The organism is Thalassospira permensis NBRC 106175 (genome assembly GCF_000714555.1).
In the GTDB taxonomy this organism is placed as follows: domain Bacteria; phylum Pseudomonadota; class Alphaproteobacteria; order Rhodospirillales; family Thalassospiraceae; genus Thalassospira; species Thalassospira xiamenensis.
Map to the genome: position 1 here is coordinate 228,451 of NZ_AUNC01000023.1, position 16,289 is coordinate 244,739.

A 16,289-nucleotide genomic window follows, 5' to 3' on the forward strand; every position below is an offset into this window, starting at 1 on the left:
GCTATTTGCTTTCGATCCGCCAGCCGATCAGACACATCAACCCCAGAAGAATAGCAACGACCGGAAGAGGCAACAGATTGGTAATGCCGCCAATCACTGTGCGATAGCTTTCCGTTTCCATCAAGCCTGCCCAGTTTGTGCCAAACCAGACACGTTCTTCTTTCACCCGACGGAAATCGGGAAGCCCTTTTTCGATGCGATCAATATATCCGCCATTTGCCAGAACCAGTTCTCGTAACAGGTCTGATGTCGAGTTGGTGTTGCGACGTTCACTGGTCAGAACATCGCGGTCGACATGCAATGCCGACTGGGTAACGCCGTCGCGATCAAGGGCCTGAACGCGGATCAGGCCGCGCTCTGCGATGGGCAGGGTGGCCTGCCATGTCTGATCCGATGTTCGTTCAAATGTTGTGCGCACGACTTGGCCGGTTTCCGGATCGGCACCGGTTGCGGTTGTCGGTTCAGCCCCGATCTTGCGCCAGCTCAGGGTCAGACTTTTACCATCGGCACTGCGTTCGGTGGCAATGGTATTTTCGTCAAGGGCCGGTTCCTTCATCAGCCAGTGCGACAATCGGCGTAGTAATTCGGCAATCGGTCCGCCACCATCATGGCCGCGCTGCCACAACCACATCTGATCCGAACTCAGCATAGCTGCCCGGCCTTCTTCAACACGCCGCAAGGACAATAGGGGTAATTGATCCACACCGGTCAAAAGCGTCATGACGTCATTGTCAGTTTTCCGGGTTTCGATTTGCCGATACCAGCGGCCCCATTTTGGCGGGGTATTGATTGAACCGGCAATCGGGGCTGTCACCGGATGAATGCGTCCGGCTGTGTTCACGCGCGGCGCAAAAGGTTGTTCAATGACACGGCCCGTTGCCCGAACCGGCATCAAATCACCCAGAACCGTGTTTGAAAGCCCATCAGGTCCAAGATATTCCGGCCCGGCGACAACAAGGGCGGCACCACCCCATCGGACATAATCCACCACCTTTTCCAGATAGTGGGCAGGCAAAACTCCGCGCATCTGATAGCGATCAAAAATGATCAGATCGAACTGCCGCAGGCGCACTTCAAACAGATCACGGATCGGAAATGGGATCAGAGCCAATTCGTTGATCGGGGTATCGTCGCCTTTTTCCGGTGGGCGCAGGATCGTGAAATGCACCAGATCAACACCGGGATCGGCACGCAGAAGGTTCCGCCATGCCCGTTCGCCGGGATGCGGTTCGCCCGAAAGCAGCAGGACACGGAGCCGATCACGAACGCCGGTCGTTTCAAGGATTAGCCGGTTGTTGGTCTGATCTGTTTCGTCAGGATTTTCATCCATGCGCAATTCGGCGATCACCGGCCCGGCATGGGGCACAGGAATGGTGACGCGGTGCGGTTCGTTGGCCGGCAGCGTCAGGTTCCGTTCGGTGCCATCTTCATGCAGCATGCGGACCGATACCGGACTTCCTGTCTCAAGGTTGCGATCAATGGCTTCGACCATGAAATCCGCGTTCTTGCCGACAATACCGTAATCGGCGGTCTGGCGAATTTGCAAACGCCGGTCATGTTCATCTTCGCGCCCGGTAATGAGCGCATGCAGGGGCGCACCCAGATCCAGACTGGCGGGAATATCGTGAATTTGCCCATCGGTAATCATGACGACCCCGGCCAGTCGTTCGCGCGGGATTCCGCCAAGAAGCCGGTCAAGGGCAGCAAACATCAGGGTGTCGGTTTCGCCCGGCACTTCTTCGATACGCAGTTCGATACTTTGATCATCGGCAAAGCGGTTGCGTATCTGCGAGATCGCGGCATCCGTCTGGTCGGGGCGGCTGCCGATATTCTGGCTATTGGAACGATCCACCAGCACAAGGACGATGTCGCTTAGTTTTTCACGGTTCTGATCGGTAAATTGCGGCGCAATCAGTGCAAGCAGCATGACCGCCATCGCGATTGCCCGCCAGATCGTGCCCCGCAGGCGAAATACCGCAAAAAGAAGGATGGCGGCTACACAGGCGATGGCAAGTATTTGCAGCAGCCCGATATCAAGTAATGGTGCGATCTGAAAATCCTGCCAGCTTCTATTCATCGGCCAAGCCTTTCAAGGATTGCCGGCAAATGAACCTGATCCCCCTTATAACTGCCGGTAAGCGCATACATCACCAGGTTGACCCCGAAACGCCAGGCCATTTCGCGCTGGCGCGGGGAAATGTCATCGGTGCGGCTCTCTGTCTGGATGCCTTCGTTCAGCATCCAGGCCGATGCCCAGTCATTCCCGCCAAACAGAACAGACGCAACACCGTCCAACCGTTGATCGGGCCGTGCATCAAGCCAAAGCGGCGCGGCAAAGCGGCCATAGGCATGGTCGAGCAGATAGAAACTGCGAAACAGGATATGATCCCCCGGCGCCTTATCAAGGATCGGGATTTCCAGCCCGGCCAGTAATCGGCGCAGGCGGGCTGGTTCGACTTCCTGATCACGGCTGTCAATCAGGATCATGCCGCCGCTATCAAGATATCGGTTGATACGCGTCCGGGCAAAGTCCGAAAAAGGTTGCTGTCCGTCAACCAGCGGCCAATAGATCAGCGGATAAAAGCTGAGATCGTCGGCTTCGGGGTCAATGGCATCAGGGGCGGCCAGGTCAGCGGCCGTTCGCCGACGCAGGATTTCGGTCAAGCCGGCAAGTCCCGACTGGCTGAGACGGTCAATCGGGGCAACATCCGTCTTGAGATAGGCGAGACGCGGTTGCAAGGCAGCGGCCTGTGTTTCGACCGCCCTGGCGTCGCGGCCACCCAGCAGCATCGTTGCCGAAGCACCGATAAATGCCAGCAGAAGGAAAGATGTCAGCGCATCTTTATGCCGGGCACGTCTCAGACTGACGTGATGGACGAGTATCAGGGCAACCCCGTCAAGGATCAGAAGCAGCATCGCAGCCATCAGGCACATCGCGGCAAGATCGATTTGGTCCTGATCGGTGATTTCACGTATGACCGTGCCGAACGGCCAGCGGACCTGACTGTCAAGATTTTCAAGGAATGAGCCAAGGTTAAGCGCAACGGCCTGACCATTTTTGCCGTATATCCCCGGCGGATGCCGTGGATCGGGCATCGGCAACGGTGTGCGCAAGGGCAGGGTCGTTGCATCAGGTTGATGAGCACGGCCAAAGCCATCGAGCACGGATTGGGCCGGCAGGCTTGTTTGCAGTTCGGCCTCAGACCGGTCACTTGGGCTTGCAAGGGGTAAAAGGCGTTGCCAGATTTCGACAAACAGGCCCGACATCGGAAGGTTCGACCAATCGGCCCACGGGGTCACATGGAAAAGAACAATTCGCCCGGCATTGCGCGGGGCACTTGTAATCAGCGGGGTGCCATCAGTCAGGCGGGCCCATGTTTTGGCAACAATTTCCGGATCGGGTTCGGCAAGAAGTTGCCGATTGATGGTGATTTCCTCGGGAATCAGGACGCCGAAAAATGGACTGGTTTCCGGAAATGCCAAAAGTCGTTTCGGTTTTTCCCATGACATCGATCCGCCGAAATCCCGATTGCCAAGACGCAGCGTCACAGGCAGGAATTCCGGTTCGACCTCGGTCGTGCTGTCCCCTGCGAAACGCACCAGCATACCGCCATCGCGGACCCAGCGTTCAAGGGCTGAATATTGGCTGCCAAGGCCGGAAATCGGCCCTGTGGCGACAAGGATATCTATCCCGCTTTCAAGCAGCTTTCCAAGTGGTGCATAGGTCACGTCGGCATAGGGGGAAATTGCCCGGTCCAGAAAGAAATACCGATCCGACAGCAGCACCGGACTATCTCCGGAACTGACAATCACGCCGACTTTTCGCTGTTGCCAGCGGGCACCGGTTTGAAAGACCGTGGCAGCGGATTCTATACCTTCTATTCCTACGGACTGTATCGAATTGGTGATGTCGCTGGGTAGTGGGATTTGGGTTCTGGTCTGATGGGTTGCTGGTTCAATTTTTACAGTGTGACGCAACAGGACCTGACCACGTTCATTGCGCGCAAGAAGGGCAAATTCGCCTGGCGCATTCATATTCTGATGGGCCAGGGTGATATCAAGTCCGGTACGGTTGCGTGTCAGCGATTGAACCGCGATGCGGTTTTCACGTTTGGGACCAAGTACGGTAATCGGCGCAATGGTACCAAGTTCGTTGGCAAGATCCGCCTTTGCGGGGTGTTCCATATTATCCGTCAGCCACATAATGCTGCCGATGGAATTTGCCATATGCTGGTGATCGGCAATCCGGTTTGACAGAGCCGTATAATCGGGGGCCCATGGGCGCGGATGCAGTCGATCAATAAAACGGTCAGCTTCGTGCGGCGATATCGGGCCGATAATATCGGGTAATCTTGTTGTTGTTGCGCCGGATGCCTCGGGTGCGGTTTGTGCGATATAGATGCTGCGCAAATCCAGCCGTGCCTGATTGATGATCTGGCTAAGGCCAGTGCGATATTCCTGCCAGTTTGCTGCTGATGACCAGCTGTTTTCGGCAATGATCAGAATAGCGCCCTCGTCGCGCGAGAATTCTGTTCTGTTAAGGACTGGTCGCGCGGCGGCGAGGATCAGCAAGGTCAGGATCAGGCAGCGTAAAAGCGTTTGCCAGATTGGTGCACGTTGCATGTCACGCCGGTTGGCACGAAGCCCCCGCAACAACCGGGCCGCCGGAAACACGACTTGTTTGGGCGACCTTGGTGCGGATCTGATGATCAGCCAGACAATCGGCAGAACCAGAAGACCGGCCAGCATCGCAGGATATAAAAAGGTGATGGCCGCAAGGTTCATCGCGGCCTCGTCGGGCTGTTGCGGTTCATTGCCGGACGACCACGTCCGTTAGAGCCACTTTGGCTTTGGCGTTCGCTTAGATGCTGATAAAGCGCAAGCAGGGTCGGGCTTGCACTTTCCGAAGTCACATGCTGGTCACACAGCCAGTCGTTTTCACGCGCGGCGTCGCGGATGTCGGCACGCCAGGTTTTGGCCCGCTGCCGGAAACCTTCCCGAAGGTCTTCAAACCGTTCGCTGCGGTAAATCATCTGATCGTCGGTATCCATGAAATTGACCCGACCGGTAAAGGGGGGCTCGATTTCAGCGGGATCAAGAACATGCACCAGCGCACCGTCATTCTGATACTGGCCAAGGGTCTTGATCGCGCGGACCGGCGACTGCTTGCTATCGACGAATTCCAGAAAATCACCCAGCACCAGAACGGAATGTTTGCGACCGGCATGCATCGAACCGGCATGGTCGGTGATGTTGCCCGGGCTTGCCAGCATGGCGTGGGCCAGTTTTTCAAGATGTTCGGCAGATGTGATGCGGGTCCGTTCGGCATCGAATGTTCCGACCGTTTCCCCGTTGCGCAGCAGCAGATCGGCAAGTGCGATGGAAATGACAAGGGTGCGTTCGGCCTTGAAAGGGATGTCTCGTGCCGATGACCAATACATGGATGGCGATAGAACCGGCCAGATCCAGTAATTGTGGCTGGCCTGCCATTCGGTCTGACGGATAAAGGTATGATCGCCACGCGCGGAACGACGCCAGTCGATCTGGTTGGTTGGATCGCCAGTGATATAGGGGCGGAACTGCCAGAAATCGCTGCCAGGGCCGACTTTGCGGTTGCCGTGAAGGCCGCTTCGCAAGCTGATCGCCATGCGTCGGCTTTCATCGATCAGTTGCGGCAATCGGGCCGCCAGTGCACGTGCGGCTGCAACATGATCGTGGACCGCGGCCAATGCCAATTCTTATTTCTCCTGCAGATGTTCCAACGCGTTGGTGATCAGGCCTCTGGCGGTGAAACCCTCGGCACGTGCTCCATAGGTCAAGCCGAAACGATGGCGAAGCACCGGAACGGCAAGGGCTTCGATATCTTCGATCGAGGGGGCGAAGCGGCCAAACAGCATGGCACGGGCACGACAGGCAAGCGACAGGGCCTGTGCCGCACGCGTGCCGGGACCCCAGGCAACATTATCGCGGATATCGGCCATATGCGTGCTTTCCGGTCGGCATTCGCGGCAAAGTGCAATGATGGTATCCAGCACCCGGTCGGGCATTGGCAGACGCCGGACGAAATCCTGTGCTTCGGCCAGATCGTCGGCCTGAAGCACCTGCCGTGGGCGCACAGGATAGCGGCCAGTGGTTTCGGTTACGATGCGTCGTTCTTCATCCTGATCGGGATAGCCCAGCCGGACTTCCAGAAGGAAACGATCAAGCTGTGCCTCGGGCAGGGGATAGGTGCCTTCCTGTTCCAGCGGGTTCTGGGTTGCCAGAACGTGGAACGGTTCCGGAAGCTTGTGGCTGTAACCGGCGACGGATACTTCGCGTTCCTGCATGGCCTGCAACAGGGCGGACTGGGTGCGCGGGCTGGCGCGGTTGATTTCATCGGCCAGAAGCAACTGACAGAAAACCGGGCCCTTGATGAAACGAAATGCGCGTTTGCCGTCTGCCCCTTCTTCCAGAACTTCGGAGCCAAGGATATCGGCTGGCATCAGGTCGGGTGTGAACTGGATACGCTTATCAAGCAGGCCAAGGACTTTTCCCAATGTATGGGCCAGTAATGACTTGCCAAGTCCGGGCGCACCGACCATCAGGACATGTCCGCCGGATAAAATGCCGATAAGTGTTTGCTCTATGGCTTCATTCTGCCCAAATATAACAGATGAAACCATCTTGCGGGCTTCGTCCAACCGGCCAACACAGGCGTCAAGCCGCCCTGCGTCGCGTTCAAGACTGCTGTCTTGTGAAAGACCCATTTCTTCGGGAAAACGTGGCGCGTTTGTCATGACAGGAAACTTTGCTTCCTCTGTTGTGCCGGTAATCGAAGCCGGCTACCCAATAAGGATGGTATCAGCGTTATAAAAGCGCGCAATCTTTTGGTTTCGGACCTAAGTGTATAGCATGAGCAGTAACGAAAAAACCGTCGATCTTGCCGAAAAGCTCTGGACCCGCCTTCGCGCCGGAAAACCGGCAGGCGGACGCCATCCACAGATCTGTGGCGACATTCCCATGTCTATAGGTCGTGATGGAACCTGGTTCTATCAAGGTGGGCCGATTGGCCGTATCGAACTTGTCAAACTTTTCGCATCTGTCCTGCAACGCGACGAGGAAGGCGGGCACTGGCTGGTGACCCCGGCCGAGATGGCGCGCATTGAGGTCGAAGATGTTGCTTTCATTGCGGTCGAGCTGGAAAAAACCGGCGAGAGTACGGCATCTGTCATCCGTTTTCGGACCAATATTGATCAGTGGGTCGAGCTTGATGAAAATCATGGTTTAAGGGTTGAACACGACCCCGAAACCGGTGAGCCGTCGCCCTATGTGAAGCTTGATCGCGGTCTTGAGGCCCGACTGAACCGGGCTGTATTTTATCAGCTGGTCGATATGGCTGACGAGCTTAAAGAACCGGAGACCGGCAAAATGCGTATTGGTGTTTACAGTCACAATCAGTTCTTCGAGATCGGAACGCTGGAGGCTGGCGAATGACACCGGCCCAGATCATTGCCGCATTGAATGCGCCGCGTGATGATATTCTTCAACGGCGTGGGGACCATGCGGTTGACTATCCGGGATCAGAATCACGCGCGCGCGACTTTGCCGAGGGGGAACTGATTGCGCGTCCGGCAGCCGTTCTTGTGCCGCTTGTGCGTCGCGACGAAGGCCTGCATGTGATTTTGACGCGCCGCACCGATCATCTGAGCGATCATGCCGGTCAGATCAGTTTTCCCGGCGGTCGTCAGGAAGACCATGACAATACGCTTGAGGAAACCGCCCTGCGAGAGACCGAGGAAGAAATTGGGCTGTCGCGCACGCATATCGAACTGGTTGGTCGTCTGGACGATTATTACACTGTAACCGGATATCGGGTGACGCCGGTTGTTGGGCTGATCACACCGCCTTTCGACCTTGCACCCGATGCACATGAAGTGGCAGAAGTATTTGAAGTACCATTGGAATTCATTGTTGAACCGCAGAACCAGAAACTTCAGACCGTGACCTTCGAAGGGGCAAAGCGCCGCTATTTTGCCATCCCGTATCAGGAATATTACATCTGGGGGGCAACGGCCGGAATGCTGGTGAATTTCAGCGAGGTTCTTAAGGCGAGTACTGAACGGTAAAGATTGGAGACTATCGGTAATGCTGCGACAGATTATTCAGATTGCCATTCCCGTAATCCTGCCGTTTCTTGTTTACGGTCTTTGGCTTAAATGGGCGCGGGCAAAGGCGATTCGAGAAGGGCATGATGTTATTCCGCCCTGGGACAAAGGGCCGTGGCTTTTGCTGCTTGGTATTGGTGTGGCGCTGGCGGCGGCAATCCTGATTGTAACGGCACTCGGGACTGGTGCATCACCTGATTCCATTTATCATCCGCCGGTATTAAAGGATGGTGTCGTTCAGCCAGGATTTTTCGAACCCAAGGAATAACCCGGAAAAGAGACATCCGCCTGCAAGGTTTCAGGCCAGCAAAGATTTACCGATGACCGAACTGACAGCAACCGGGCATCTGCAGCCCTACGGGGTGATGACGCATCCCGACACAGCACGTGTATTTGATGCGATTGCAGCGCATGGTGGCACGGCCCGCTTTGTTGGCGGGATCGTACGCGATGCGCTTTTGAAACGTGATCTGATCGATGTGGATATCGCGTGCGACCTGAAACCGGAAGAAACCGTTATTGCCCTTGAAAAGGCGGGGCTCAAAGTTATCCCCACCGGGCTTAAATACGGCACGGTGACGGCGATAACCGATGCATCGGCCTATGAAATCACGACGCTGCGCATTGATGTCACGACCGATGGCCGTCATGCAGAAGTCGCCTTTACTGATAGCTGGCTTGGCGATGCCAGACGTCGTGATTTTACATTCAATGCGCTTTATTGCGATCTGGACGGGACGATCTATGATCCGTTTGACGGTGAAACGGATTTGCGCGAAGGCCGGGTACGTTTCATCGGTATTGCCGAAGACCGGATTGAAGAAGACTACCTTCGTATTCTGCGATTTTTCCGGTTTCAGGCATGGTTTGGTCGACCACCACTTGACCCGATTGGTGCGGAAGCATGCCGCAAGGGGGCGCAAGGGCTTCGGGATATTTCACCCGAACGTATTCGCGATGAGATGTTTAAATTGCTGCGTTCACGCAGCCCGGCAGCCACGATTAAGGAAATGATCGGCTTTAATGTGTTGCCGGTTATCTTGCCGGATTTGGCAGATACACCGCGACTTCGCATGATGGAATGGCTTGATAGTACGGCTCTTGCCGATTCTGCAATCAAGCCCGATCCATTGCGTCGTCTGGCGGCCTTGTACCGTGCGCCGGAAAATGCTGATGACGATTTGCAGGCGGCAACCGAATTTGGCAGGGCATTGCGATTGTCCAACGACGAAGCCGACCGTTTCGCGGCAATGATTTCCAATGCCAATCTTATCAGTGCCGATTTGTCCGAGGATACGATCCGGCGGGATCTTTATCGCATCGGGCCGGATGCCTTTCGCGATGCGGTTTTGATTGCCTGGGCGGCGCGTGCGGCGATCCCGCCACGGGCCAGCGGTGCCGAAAACCGCGATTGGCAAGCTTTGTTGCAGGCGGCAACAGACTGGGTCGATGTTAAAATGCCAATTCAGGGGCGGGATCTTCTCGCAGCGGGTCTTGTGACCGCCGGGCCGACAATGGGCTGGTTATTGAAGATGGCGGAAGAATACTGGATTGCAAATGCCTTTGCGCCCGGTCGCGAGGAACTGATGAATTATTTGGCGGCGCAGAATGCCGCAAAGTTGCAGGAGTAATCATGACCGAAGGCGTTACAGGTCATCGCATTTGCTGTTTTGGGGACAGTCTGGTCAATGGCGTGCGCGACGGGGATAAAGGCGGTTGGCCAATACGGCTAGGCCGCCGGTTGCTGGACGAGGCCAAGCGCGAAACGACGATCTATAATCTGGGCATTCGTGCCGAAACCAGCGAGGGCTTGAAAGCCCGCTGGAAGTTTGAGGCCGAACTTCGCATGGTGCCAGAATTCCCGACGGTTTTGATGTTCAGTTTTGGTGTGAATGATGCCAACCATGCCGAAGACCGTGGCGAGGAAACCACCATGCGGGTTTCCCCCGCCAAATCGGCGGCAAATGCAGCAGAGATCATAGGCGAAGCATCCAAATTGGCACCGACCTTGTGGATCGGACCGCAGGCAGTCATTGATGGCGGCAAGTCCAGTAAGGAAATCAACGAACGCCTTGAAGGGCTAAACCAGATATATGCCGAAACGGCGCGGGGTTTTGACGTGCCTTATCTTGATCTGCATGCAACCACGCTTGCCGATCAGGATTGGCAGCGCGCGCTTCGTCGTGGAGATGGCTATCACCCGGACCGGGCCGGTTATGACCGGATTGCAGAACTGATCTGGAACTGGGATGGGTGGAAACGTACCCTTGGGCTTTAAGGCCGGGTTATCGTTGCTGTCAGGTTAGACGTAGAAATCAACAAGACTGCCACGGTTGTTGGCACCGCTGGCGAAGGTGTGACTGGACTTCCCGTTGGCACCGTAGCTGTTGGCGGCATCATCGCCCTGATTATTTTCAAGTGTCAGGGCAGTCTGGCCATCCTGAAACCGGCGTTCATTGCGTGCCGTTTCCGCAGCACGCTGAACGCGTTCGATTTCTTCGTCAGAAAGCTGGATCGAGTTTGCGACCTGCTCGACGGATTGCTTCTGTTCCTGCTGCGTCTGGGATGCACGTGGCGATACCGGACTTGCTGGGCGGACCGGAATCGGCGGCAGAATTTCAGAAGTGCTGGTAACGCTGACCATGATGGCAGGACGGCTCGCTACATTTGTTATGACGGGCAGCAAAACAAGTGTGCTGTATTTTCCGGATTTTAGCGTCAGTGATTTTAAAGAAAAGCGTTATTTGCAACGATAACGCGTATCACCTGTTATCCGGGTTCCTGTATCATCGGCGCGATATTGTCCGGCGCGTCATAATGGCCCGCGGCAAAGCGGGTCACGCTATTTTTGGCAATCGTTTTGAGTTTTGCGGCCTCGATCGAGATATGGTCAAGCGTAATGTCTGTGCGTTCCGGCGGGATACGTACCAATGCAGCACTAACCGTCATCAAAGGAAATTCGCTGCTTTCACCGTTGCGCCCCTTGCCGATCAGGTAACCCTGATCGCGGGTTTGGGCGTCATAGAAGCTTTTGATCTGTTCATCGAACATGGATTGGGCACGTTGAACCGCACTTACGGCATCCTCGAAGTCAATTGACTGGACATAGGCAAAGAAATCATCGCCGCCGATGTGACCAACAAACCAGTCATTCTGGCTTAGCGCTTTGCCCAATATATCCTTGAAAAGCAGTATCGCGCGATCCCCTTGCCGGAAACCGTAAAGGTCGTTGAAGGGTTTGAAATTGTCGAAATCAAAGTAAACGGCAAAGCGACGGCGGCGCGGTTTGGCAAGTGCGTTGGCCGCATAGCGATAAATCGCACTGTTTCCCGGAAGACGGGTCAGCGGATTTTCATCGCGTGCATTTAGCGTATTGCGTTCATTAACCGCGCGCAGCAGCGCACTTTGATCAAGCACGCCAAGGTAAACCCCCTTTTCAGTCAGGATCACACCATCAAGCGAGTTTGCCGCGACAAAGGTTTCAAGCAGTTCTGACAGACTGGTATTGATATCGGCAATCGGGCAGCGGCGCAAAAAACGGCTGATATTTGTGCGGTTGGCCGGGTTTTGCAAAAGCTCGCGACCAAATGGCGTGTATATGAAAGCCTTGAAATCTGAATCCCGGATCACGCCAAGCGGTTCGCCCTGCCTGTTGATAACCGGTGCAATGGCGATGTCGGTATTTTTCTGGAAATAGGACAGGATTTCCACCGGATTGATGTTGTTTTCGATCGGTGGCGTCTCGAGCAAATAGGACCGCAAAACATCGCCGTCGCGTTCTACCCCGCGCCGGTTTTCTATCGCAACCCCGGAAATGGCAGGGACGATATCTGTACGTTCCGGCAGGTCGACCGATGGCCGTGCAATGAAAAATCCCTGCACCAGATCGCATCCGATCCGTCGACAGCACAAAAACTCTTCGCGGGTTTCAACGCCTTCGGCCACGACCTGTGCGGCAATCATATGCGCGAAAGCCGTGATTTGGGATACAAACAGTTCCTTGCGCCGGTCGCGATCAATCCCGTCGATAAAGAACCGGTCAATCTTGATGATGTCTGGTTCGCATTCGTAAAGCGCGCGAAGCTGGGCAAAGCCGCTGCCATAGTCGTCGATCGCAACCTTGAAACCCTGACTGCGATATCGCGTCAGAATATCCTGAAGGTATTGGGCGTTGCTGATGTCGTGACGTTCTGAAATTTCAAGAAAGATGGTGTCGCGTTCAAGACCGGCTTTACGCAGCAATTCGGCGGTGCGGCCCGGCTGATAATCCGGGGTACGGACAACACGACTGTCAAAATTGTAAAACAGTTTCAATCGGCGTGCTTCGGGCAGGCGGGCAAACTTTGCAATCGCCTTTTCGCGCAACATCATGTCAACGCCGTGCAGATTGCCGGTTTCCCACGCCGTATCGAAAAGGGACTGGATCGACTCAAAGCCGCTGTCTTCCCAGCGACGCAAAAGCGCTTCGTAGCCAAATATGTGCCCGGTATGCGGGTTGACGATCGGTTGAAAGGCAAAGTCGACTTTTTCGACGATCTGCTTCCAGTTCCGAAGGCGGAGTGCCGAGCCGGCAGCTCTGTCCGCGGTCAGTTCATCCTCCGCATCAAATGCCAAGGCTATTCCCCGATCTTGAAAAATTTACTGAATCCTCTGAACGGCAGGAGCATCACGGTACATGCAAAGCTCCTAACGCAGGATCGGCAACAACCTGATGACAGTACAGTTACGAATATATGACATCCGCAGAAAACCGACACTTTTCACAGCATTTGGTCGAGGTTTCTTATACAGAGAGCTAGACAAATTTTGTGATTCCGGCGGGCGAAGTCAGCCACGTTGCAGTTGAGCAAGTGGATGGTGTTCCTGCACAAGGCCGCGTAAACGCGATTCGAGGACGTGGGTATAGATTTGTGTCGTTGAAATATCCGAATGGCCCAGCATCTGTTGCAGGCTGCGCAAATCGGCCCCGTTTGCCAGAAGGTGGCTGGCAAAGGAATGACGCAAGACGTGCGGGGAAACCCGTGACGGGGCAATTCCGGCTTCGGCGGCAAGGTCCTTGACCATATTGAGGAACATCTGGCGCGTCAGATGACCCGATTTGCCGCGCGACGGAAACAGATAGGGTGATTGGCCGGGCTGGTTTGCCTTGGTGACCGGAATAAACAATGCCCGGACTTCAAGATAATCCCTTAAGGCATCACGGGCAGGATCGGACAGCGGGACGAGCCGCTCCTTGTTTCCCTTGCCCCGAACGATCAGCATTTGCGGGTCACGCGCTGCAGCGGCAAAAGGCAGTTCAACCAGTTCGGAGACGCGCATGCCAGTGGCATACATCAGTTCTACCATCGCCAGAAGGCGTTTGCCCTTGATGCCGTCATGATTGGTGGCGGTGACAATCAGTCGATCAATTTCATCAATGGTCAGGAATTTTGGCAATGTATTGCCCTGCCTGGGGCTGTCGATATGGGCAGATGGATCGTCATTGCGATATCCATCGGCATAAAGGAATTTGTGGAACTGCCGGACGGCGGACAGCCGACGGGCCTGGGTTCGCGGCGCCAAACCTGCATCGCCAAGCGATGCCATATATTTCCGGACATGGGTGTCCTGCGCACCGATCAGGTCCGATTTCTGCGTTTTCAGACTTGCAACATAATCTTCCAGATCACGGCGATACGCGTCGAGCGTATGAATGCTTGCCCCACGTTCTGCTGCCATCATTTCCAGAAAGGCCGCGACAAGATTGCTATTAAGCGGCTGTGCCACGATATCTGTCCGTTATTGGCTTCGAGCCATCAGGATTTCGACGGCAAGACGGCGTGCCTCGCGGTTAAGCCCGATATGGTTGAGTGCGGCAACCGCGTCCGAAAGATCCTTTGGGTCACCGTTGGGAACCCCTGCAACCTGCTGCGCATGAATGGCAAGGGCGACGGTTTTGCCGCGCTGCATATTCATTGCTGCGGTTTCCAGATGATGGTTGACTGCCGTGCTTACGGTTTGGCGTTCATCAAGATAGGGCGCGGTCAAAAGCGCATCCCAAAGTGCAATCGGGACTTCAATGCCAAAGCCGTCAAATAGGCTAAAGATCAGTTCTGAATCACGTTTTGCCTGAATCTGATCGCCGCGGGCGGCGTCCATTTCCTGCCATTCGGTCATACGGGCGCGGTGTTTGGCCTGTGCGTCGTTCATCGGTGCAGAAGTTTTGGCTGGTGGCGTAAGAGTTACAGCACCGCCCAGTCCATAACGGACAGGCGTTGTTGCCCCATCGTCGGGCAGATTAACCGTGACACTGCCATTCGACCCGTCTGCCATTTCGGTGGCGGTTGGTGTTCCGGTATCTTCAAGTCCGGCAAGTGCCAGAACCGGATAAAGAAGGATCAGACGGGATTCGATATCGTTGCCCGGATTGGAACTGTTTTTGGCGGTTTGCAGCCAACCGGACGCACGTTCCATATTGTTTGCCGCAATCGAGGATTTTAGCGCATCAATCGCAAACCACGAAAAATCACTATTCACCGGGATATCGGTCAGCAGATCGGACGTCAGGCGTGATACCTGAACGAAATCACCATTGATGATTGCAGATTCATAAAGGGCAGCAAGGATTTCCGCACGGACTGCTGCAACATCACTTTTGGTGGCCGCCTGATACAGTTTGGCATATTGGCGGGCCTGCACCCCTTCGGGGGCATCGTCAAGCGCATTGGCTATCGCATCTGCGTCAAAAGAGACGTCGCTATAAATCTTGCGCAACTGCGCGGCTTCGATCAGGCCAAGTTTTTCAGCTTTGCGGGCGGCTTCAAGGCGCACATCGGTCGACGTTGCACGCGCATTGATCATGCCCAGAATGGCGGCGGCATTACCGGTTTCAAGCTGATTGGTCGGAATGCTTTGCTTGGCGATTTCAAGAAGCGCAATATCGATCGGGCGCAACGTGTTCAGCGAGTTCAGAATGTCTTGCGACGGCGCCGATCCGTTCCGGATGGCAGATACCAGACCAAAGAAGGTTTTGTCGGTTTCGCCTTCCATTTCGCGGACCAGATCTGTCGAAAACGATGCCGATGTCCGGTCATTGGCATGAAGCGCGCACATGACAGCGGCTTTGAGCCAGAAAATATCGTCGAAGCTGTTGCTGTAACCATCGATTGCCGCACAGGCATCATCAAGTTTTCCGGCAATCATCAAAGCATTGACTTCTGCCTGTGCCAGCAGCGAGCCCCGTGCCCCTTGTGGTGTGGCGCGGACCAGATCAATCGCACCGTCCAGTTCACCCATATTGATCAGCTTGGCAGCACGCGTTTCAAGCATGCTGATTTCCTTGTGATCATCAGGAACGGCCGCGATGCTTAACAACAGGCGACGTGCAAGGTCGCGGCCCGTATGCGTTGCGGGCATTGCCGGAATATCTGTCAGAAGACGTGCCGCCGTTTCCCGGCTTGTGCCGTTCCACATATCGGCACCAAATCCGCCACGTTCACGTCCCAGTGTACCAACGGCCTCAGCATCAACAGCTTGCAACGTAACCGTCTGGACCGCGTCGGGGTCGCTTGGGAATGTATCTGGTAGTGTACCGGTACCCTGACCAAAATTGCTGTTTGGGCCCGAATTGCCGCCTGTTGCAGGGGCGGTCGCATCCGGTTGCGAATTTGCGTTCTGTTCTGCTTCCTGTTTCAAAAACAGCGGAACCGGTGCCTGCGCGTTGGCAAAAGCCACGGGCAAGGTGATTCCTGTCCCTGCCATCATTGTGACGAAACAGGATTGCATCAGCAGGCGAGAACGCAAGCGCATGTCAGTTGAACCTCGAATTCGGGATGGTTTCTTCCATCTGGGTCGTTGGCGATGGAATATCCCAGGTGACCAAAAATGTTGCGCCACCAGCGATGACAGCAATAATCAGCAATAAAATGAGACGCGAAATTATCTTCATGGTTATCCAGACTTCGGTGCGTTGGTTCTATATGCGCAAAGATCAGTATGCGGGGCCCGGTAAAAGATGCAAGACAGAGCCGAACCGCTTTGGCCCAAAGCCATGAATTCAGCCTGTGATTTCTCCAACCCCGTTCCCCGAACCTTTTCCATGACATTCCAATTCGGCGATATAAAGGCAGTTTAGGGTCCGGGTCCTCACAGAGGGTTAACGCGATG

Annotated in this window: 13 protein-coding genes; 5 read left to right on the forward strand and 8 right to left on the reverse strand. The window is 55.2% G+C overall.

What is annotated here, in order from left to right:
• Window position 1: 1 nt before the first annotated feature.
• The 4 genes from SMB34_RS12950 to SMB34_RS12965 are packed head-to-tail and all read right to left on the reverse strand — an operon-like array spanning window position 2 to window position 6,776.
• Window positions 2–2,077 (reverse strand): hypothetical protein, encoded by a 2,076-nt coding sequence (locus SMB34_RS12950; RefSeq protein WP_037990544.1) that lies wholly within the window; start codon window positions 2,075–2,077, stop codon window positions 2–4.
• Entirely contained in the window at window positions 2,074–4,785 is a 2,712-nt protein-coding gene (locus SMB34_RS12955; protein WP_037990545.1) for a DUF4159 domain-containing protein, read from the reverse strand. Before SMB34_RS12955 ends, SMB34_RS12950 begins: the two co-directional genes overlap by 4 nt.
• Window positions 4,782–5,735 (reverse strand): DUF58 domain-containing protein, encoded by a 954-nt coding sequence (locus SMB34_RS12960; protein WP_037990547.1) that lies wholly within the window; start codon window positions 5,733–5,735, stop codon window positions 4,782–4,784. The genes SMB34_RS12955 and SMB34_RS12960 overlap by 4 nt, the downstream gene beginning before the upstream one ends.
• 3 nt (window positions 5,736–5,738) lie before the next feature.
• Window positions 5,739–6,776, reverse strand: coding sequence for an AAA family ATPase (locus SMB34_RS12965; RefSeq protein WP_037990549.1), 1,038 nt, complete (start codon window positions 6,774–6,776; stop codon window positions 5,739–5,741).
• 115 nt (window positions 6,777–6,891) lie between these two features.
• Between SMB34_RS12965 and SMB34_RS12970 the strand changes: the two genes are divergently transcribed.
• The 5 genes from SMB34_RS12970 to SMB34_RS12990 are packed head-to-tail and all read left to right on the forward strand — an operon-like array spanning window position 6,892 to window position 10,422.
• Window positions 6,892–7,473: a DUF1285 domain-containing protein gene (locus SMB34_RS12970; RefSeq protein ID WP_037990551.1), complete on the forward strand. Its 582-nt coding sequence runs from the start codon at window positions 6,892–6,894 to the stop codon at window positions 7,471–7,473.
• Window positions 7,470–8,105, forward strand: coding sequence for a CoA pyrophosphatase (locus tag SMB34_RS12975; RefSeq protein WP_051682283.1), 636 nt, complete (start codon window positions 7,470–7,472; stop codon window positions 8,103–8,105). Before SMB34_RS12970 ends, SMB34_RS12975 begins: the two co-directional genes overlap by 4 nt.
• 19 nt (window positions 8,106–8,124) lie before the next feature.
• A complete protein-coding gene (locus SMB34_RS12980) occupies window positions 8,125–8,412 on the forward strand; it encodes a hypothetical protein (RefSeq protein ID WP_007089055.1) in 288 nt (95 codons plus the stop codon).
• A 52-nt stretch (window positions 8,413–8,464) separates the two neighbouring features.
• Window positions 8,465–9,775 (forward strand): CCA tRNA nucleotidyltransferase, encoded by a 1,311-nt coding sequence (locus SMB34_RS12985; protein ID WP_037990552.1) that lies wholly within the window; start codon window positions 8,465–8,467, stop codon window positions 9,773–9,775.
• Between the two features lie 2 nt (window positions 9,776–9,777).
• Window positions 9,778–10,422 (forward strand): DUF459 domain-containing protein, encoded by a 645-nt coding sequence (locus tag SMB34_RS12990; RefSeq protein ID WP_037990554.1) that lies wholly within the window; start codon window positions 9,778–9,780, stop codon window positions 10,420–10,422.
• Window positions 10,423–10,446: 24 nt separating this feature from the next.
• Here the strand turns inward: SMB34_RS12990 and SMB34_RS12995 are convergent, their stop codons facing one another.
• The 4 genes from SMB34_RS12995 to SMB34_RS13010 all read right to left on the reverse strand — a co-directional run bounded on the left by SMB34_RS12995 (window position 10,447) and on the right by SMB34_RS13010 (window position 15,857).
• The gene (locus SMB34_RS12995; RefSeq protein ID WP_037990555.1) at window positions 10,447–10,788 is read right to left on the reverse strand and encodes a hypothetical protein; all 342 of its coding nucleotides are present in this window, start codon (window positions 10,786–10,788) and stop codon (window positions 10,447–10,449) included.
• Between the two features lie 125 nt (window positions 10,789–10,913).
• Window positions 10,914–12,758, reverse strand: a complete 1,845-nt coding sequence (locus tag SMB34_RS13000; RefSeq protein ID WP_037990557.1) for a GGDEF domain-containing protein — start codon at window positions 12,756–12,758, stop codon at window positions 10,914–10,916.
• Between the two features lie 213 nt (window positions 12,759–12,971).
• Window positions 12,972–13,910: a site-specific tyrosine recombinase XerD gene (gene xerD / locus SMB34_RS13005; RefSeq protein WP_037990559.1), complete on the reverse strand. Its 939-nt coding sequence runs from the start codon at window positions 13,908–13,910 to the stop codon at window positions 12,972–12,974.
• Window positions 13,911–13,922: 12 nt separating this feature from the next.
• Window positions 13,923–15,857: a hypothetical protein gene (locus SMB34_RS13010; RefSeq protein WP_037990717.1), complete on the reverse strand. Its 1,935-nt coding sequence runs from the start codon at window positions 15,855–15,857 to the stop codon at window positions 13,923–13,925.
• Window positions 15,858–16,289: the final 432 nt, after the last annotated feature.

Bases quoted from the DNA above. Each gene is read 5' to 3' on its own strand.
- SMB34_RS12950 (WP_037990544.1), bottom strand. From the start codon at position 2,077: ATGAATAGAAGCTGGCAGGATTTTCAGATCGCACCATTACTTGATATC.
- SMB34_RS12955 (WP_037990545.1), bottom strand. From the start codon at position 4,785: ATGAACCTTGCGGCCATCACCTTTTTATATCCTGCGATGCTGGCCGGT.
- SMB34_RS12965 (WP_037990549.1), bottom strand. From the start codon at position 6,776: ATGACAAACGCGCCACGTTTTCCCGAAGAAATGGGTCTTTCACAAGAC.
- SMB34_RS12970 (WP_037990551.1), top strand. From the start codon at position 6,892: ATGAGCAGTAACGAAAAAACCGTCGATCTTGCCGAAAAGCTCTGGACC.
- SMB34_RS12975 (WP_051682283.1), top strand. From the start codon at position 7,470: ATGACACCGGCCCAGATCATTGCCGCATTGAATGCGCCGCGTGATGAT.
- SMB34_RS12980 (WP_007089055.1), top strand. From the start codon at position 8,125: ATGCTGCGACAGATTATTCAGATTGCCATTCCCGTAATCCTGCCGTTT.
- SMB34_RS12985 (WP_037990552.1), top strand. From the start codon at position 8,465: ATGACCGAACTGACAGCAACCGGGCATCTGCAGCCCTACGGGGTGATG.
- SMB34_RS12990 (WP_037990554.1), top strand. From the start codon at position 9,778: ATGACCGAAGGCGTTACAGGTCATCGCATTTGCTGTTTTGGGGACAGT.
- SMB34_RS12995 (WP_037990555.1), bottom strand. From the start codon at position 10,788: ATGGTCAGCGTTACCAGCACTTCTGAAATTCTGCCGCCGATTCCGGTC.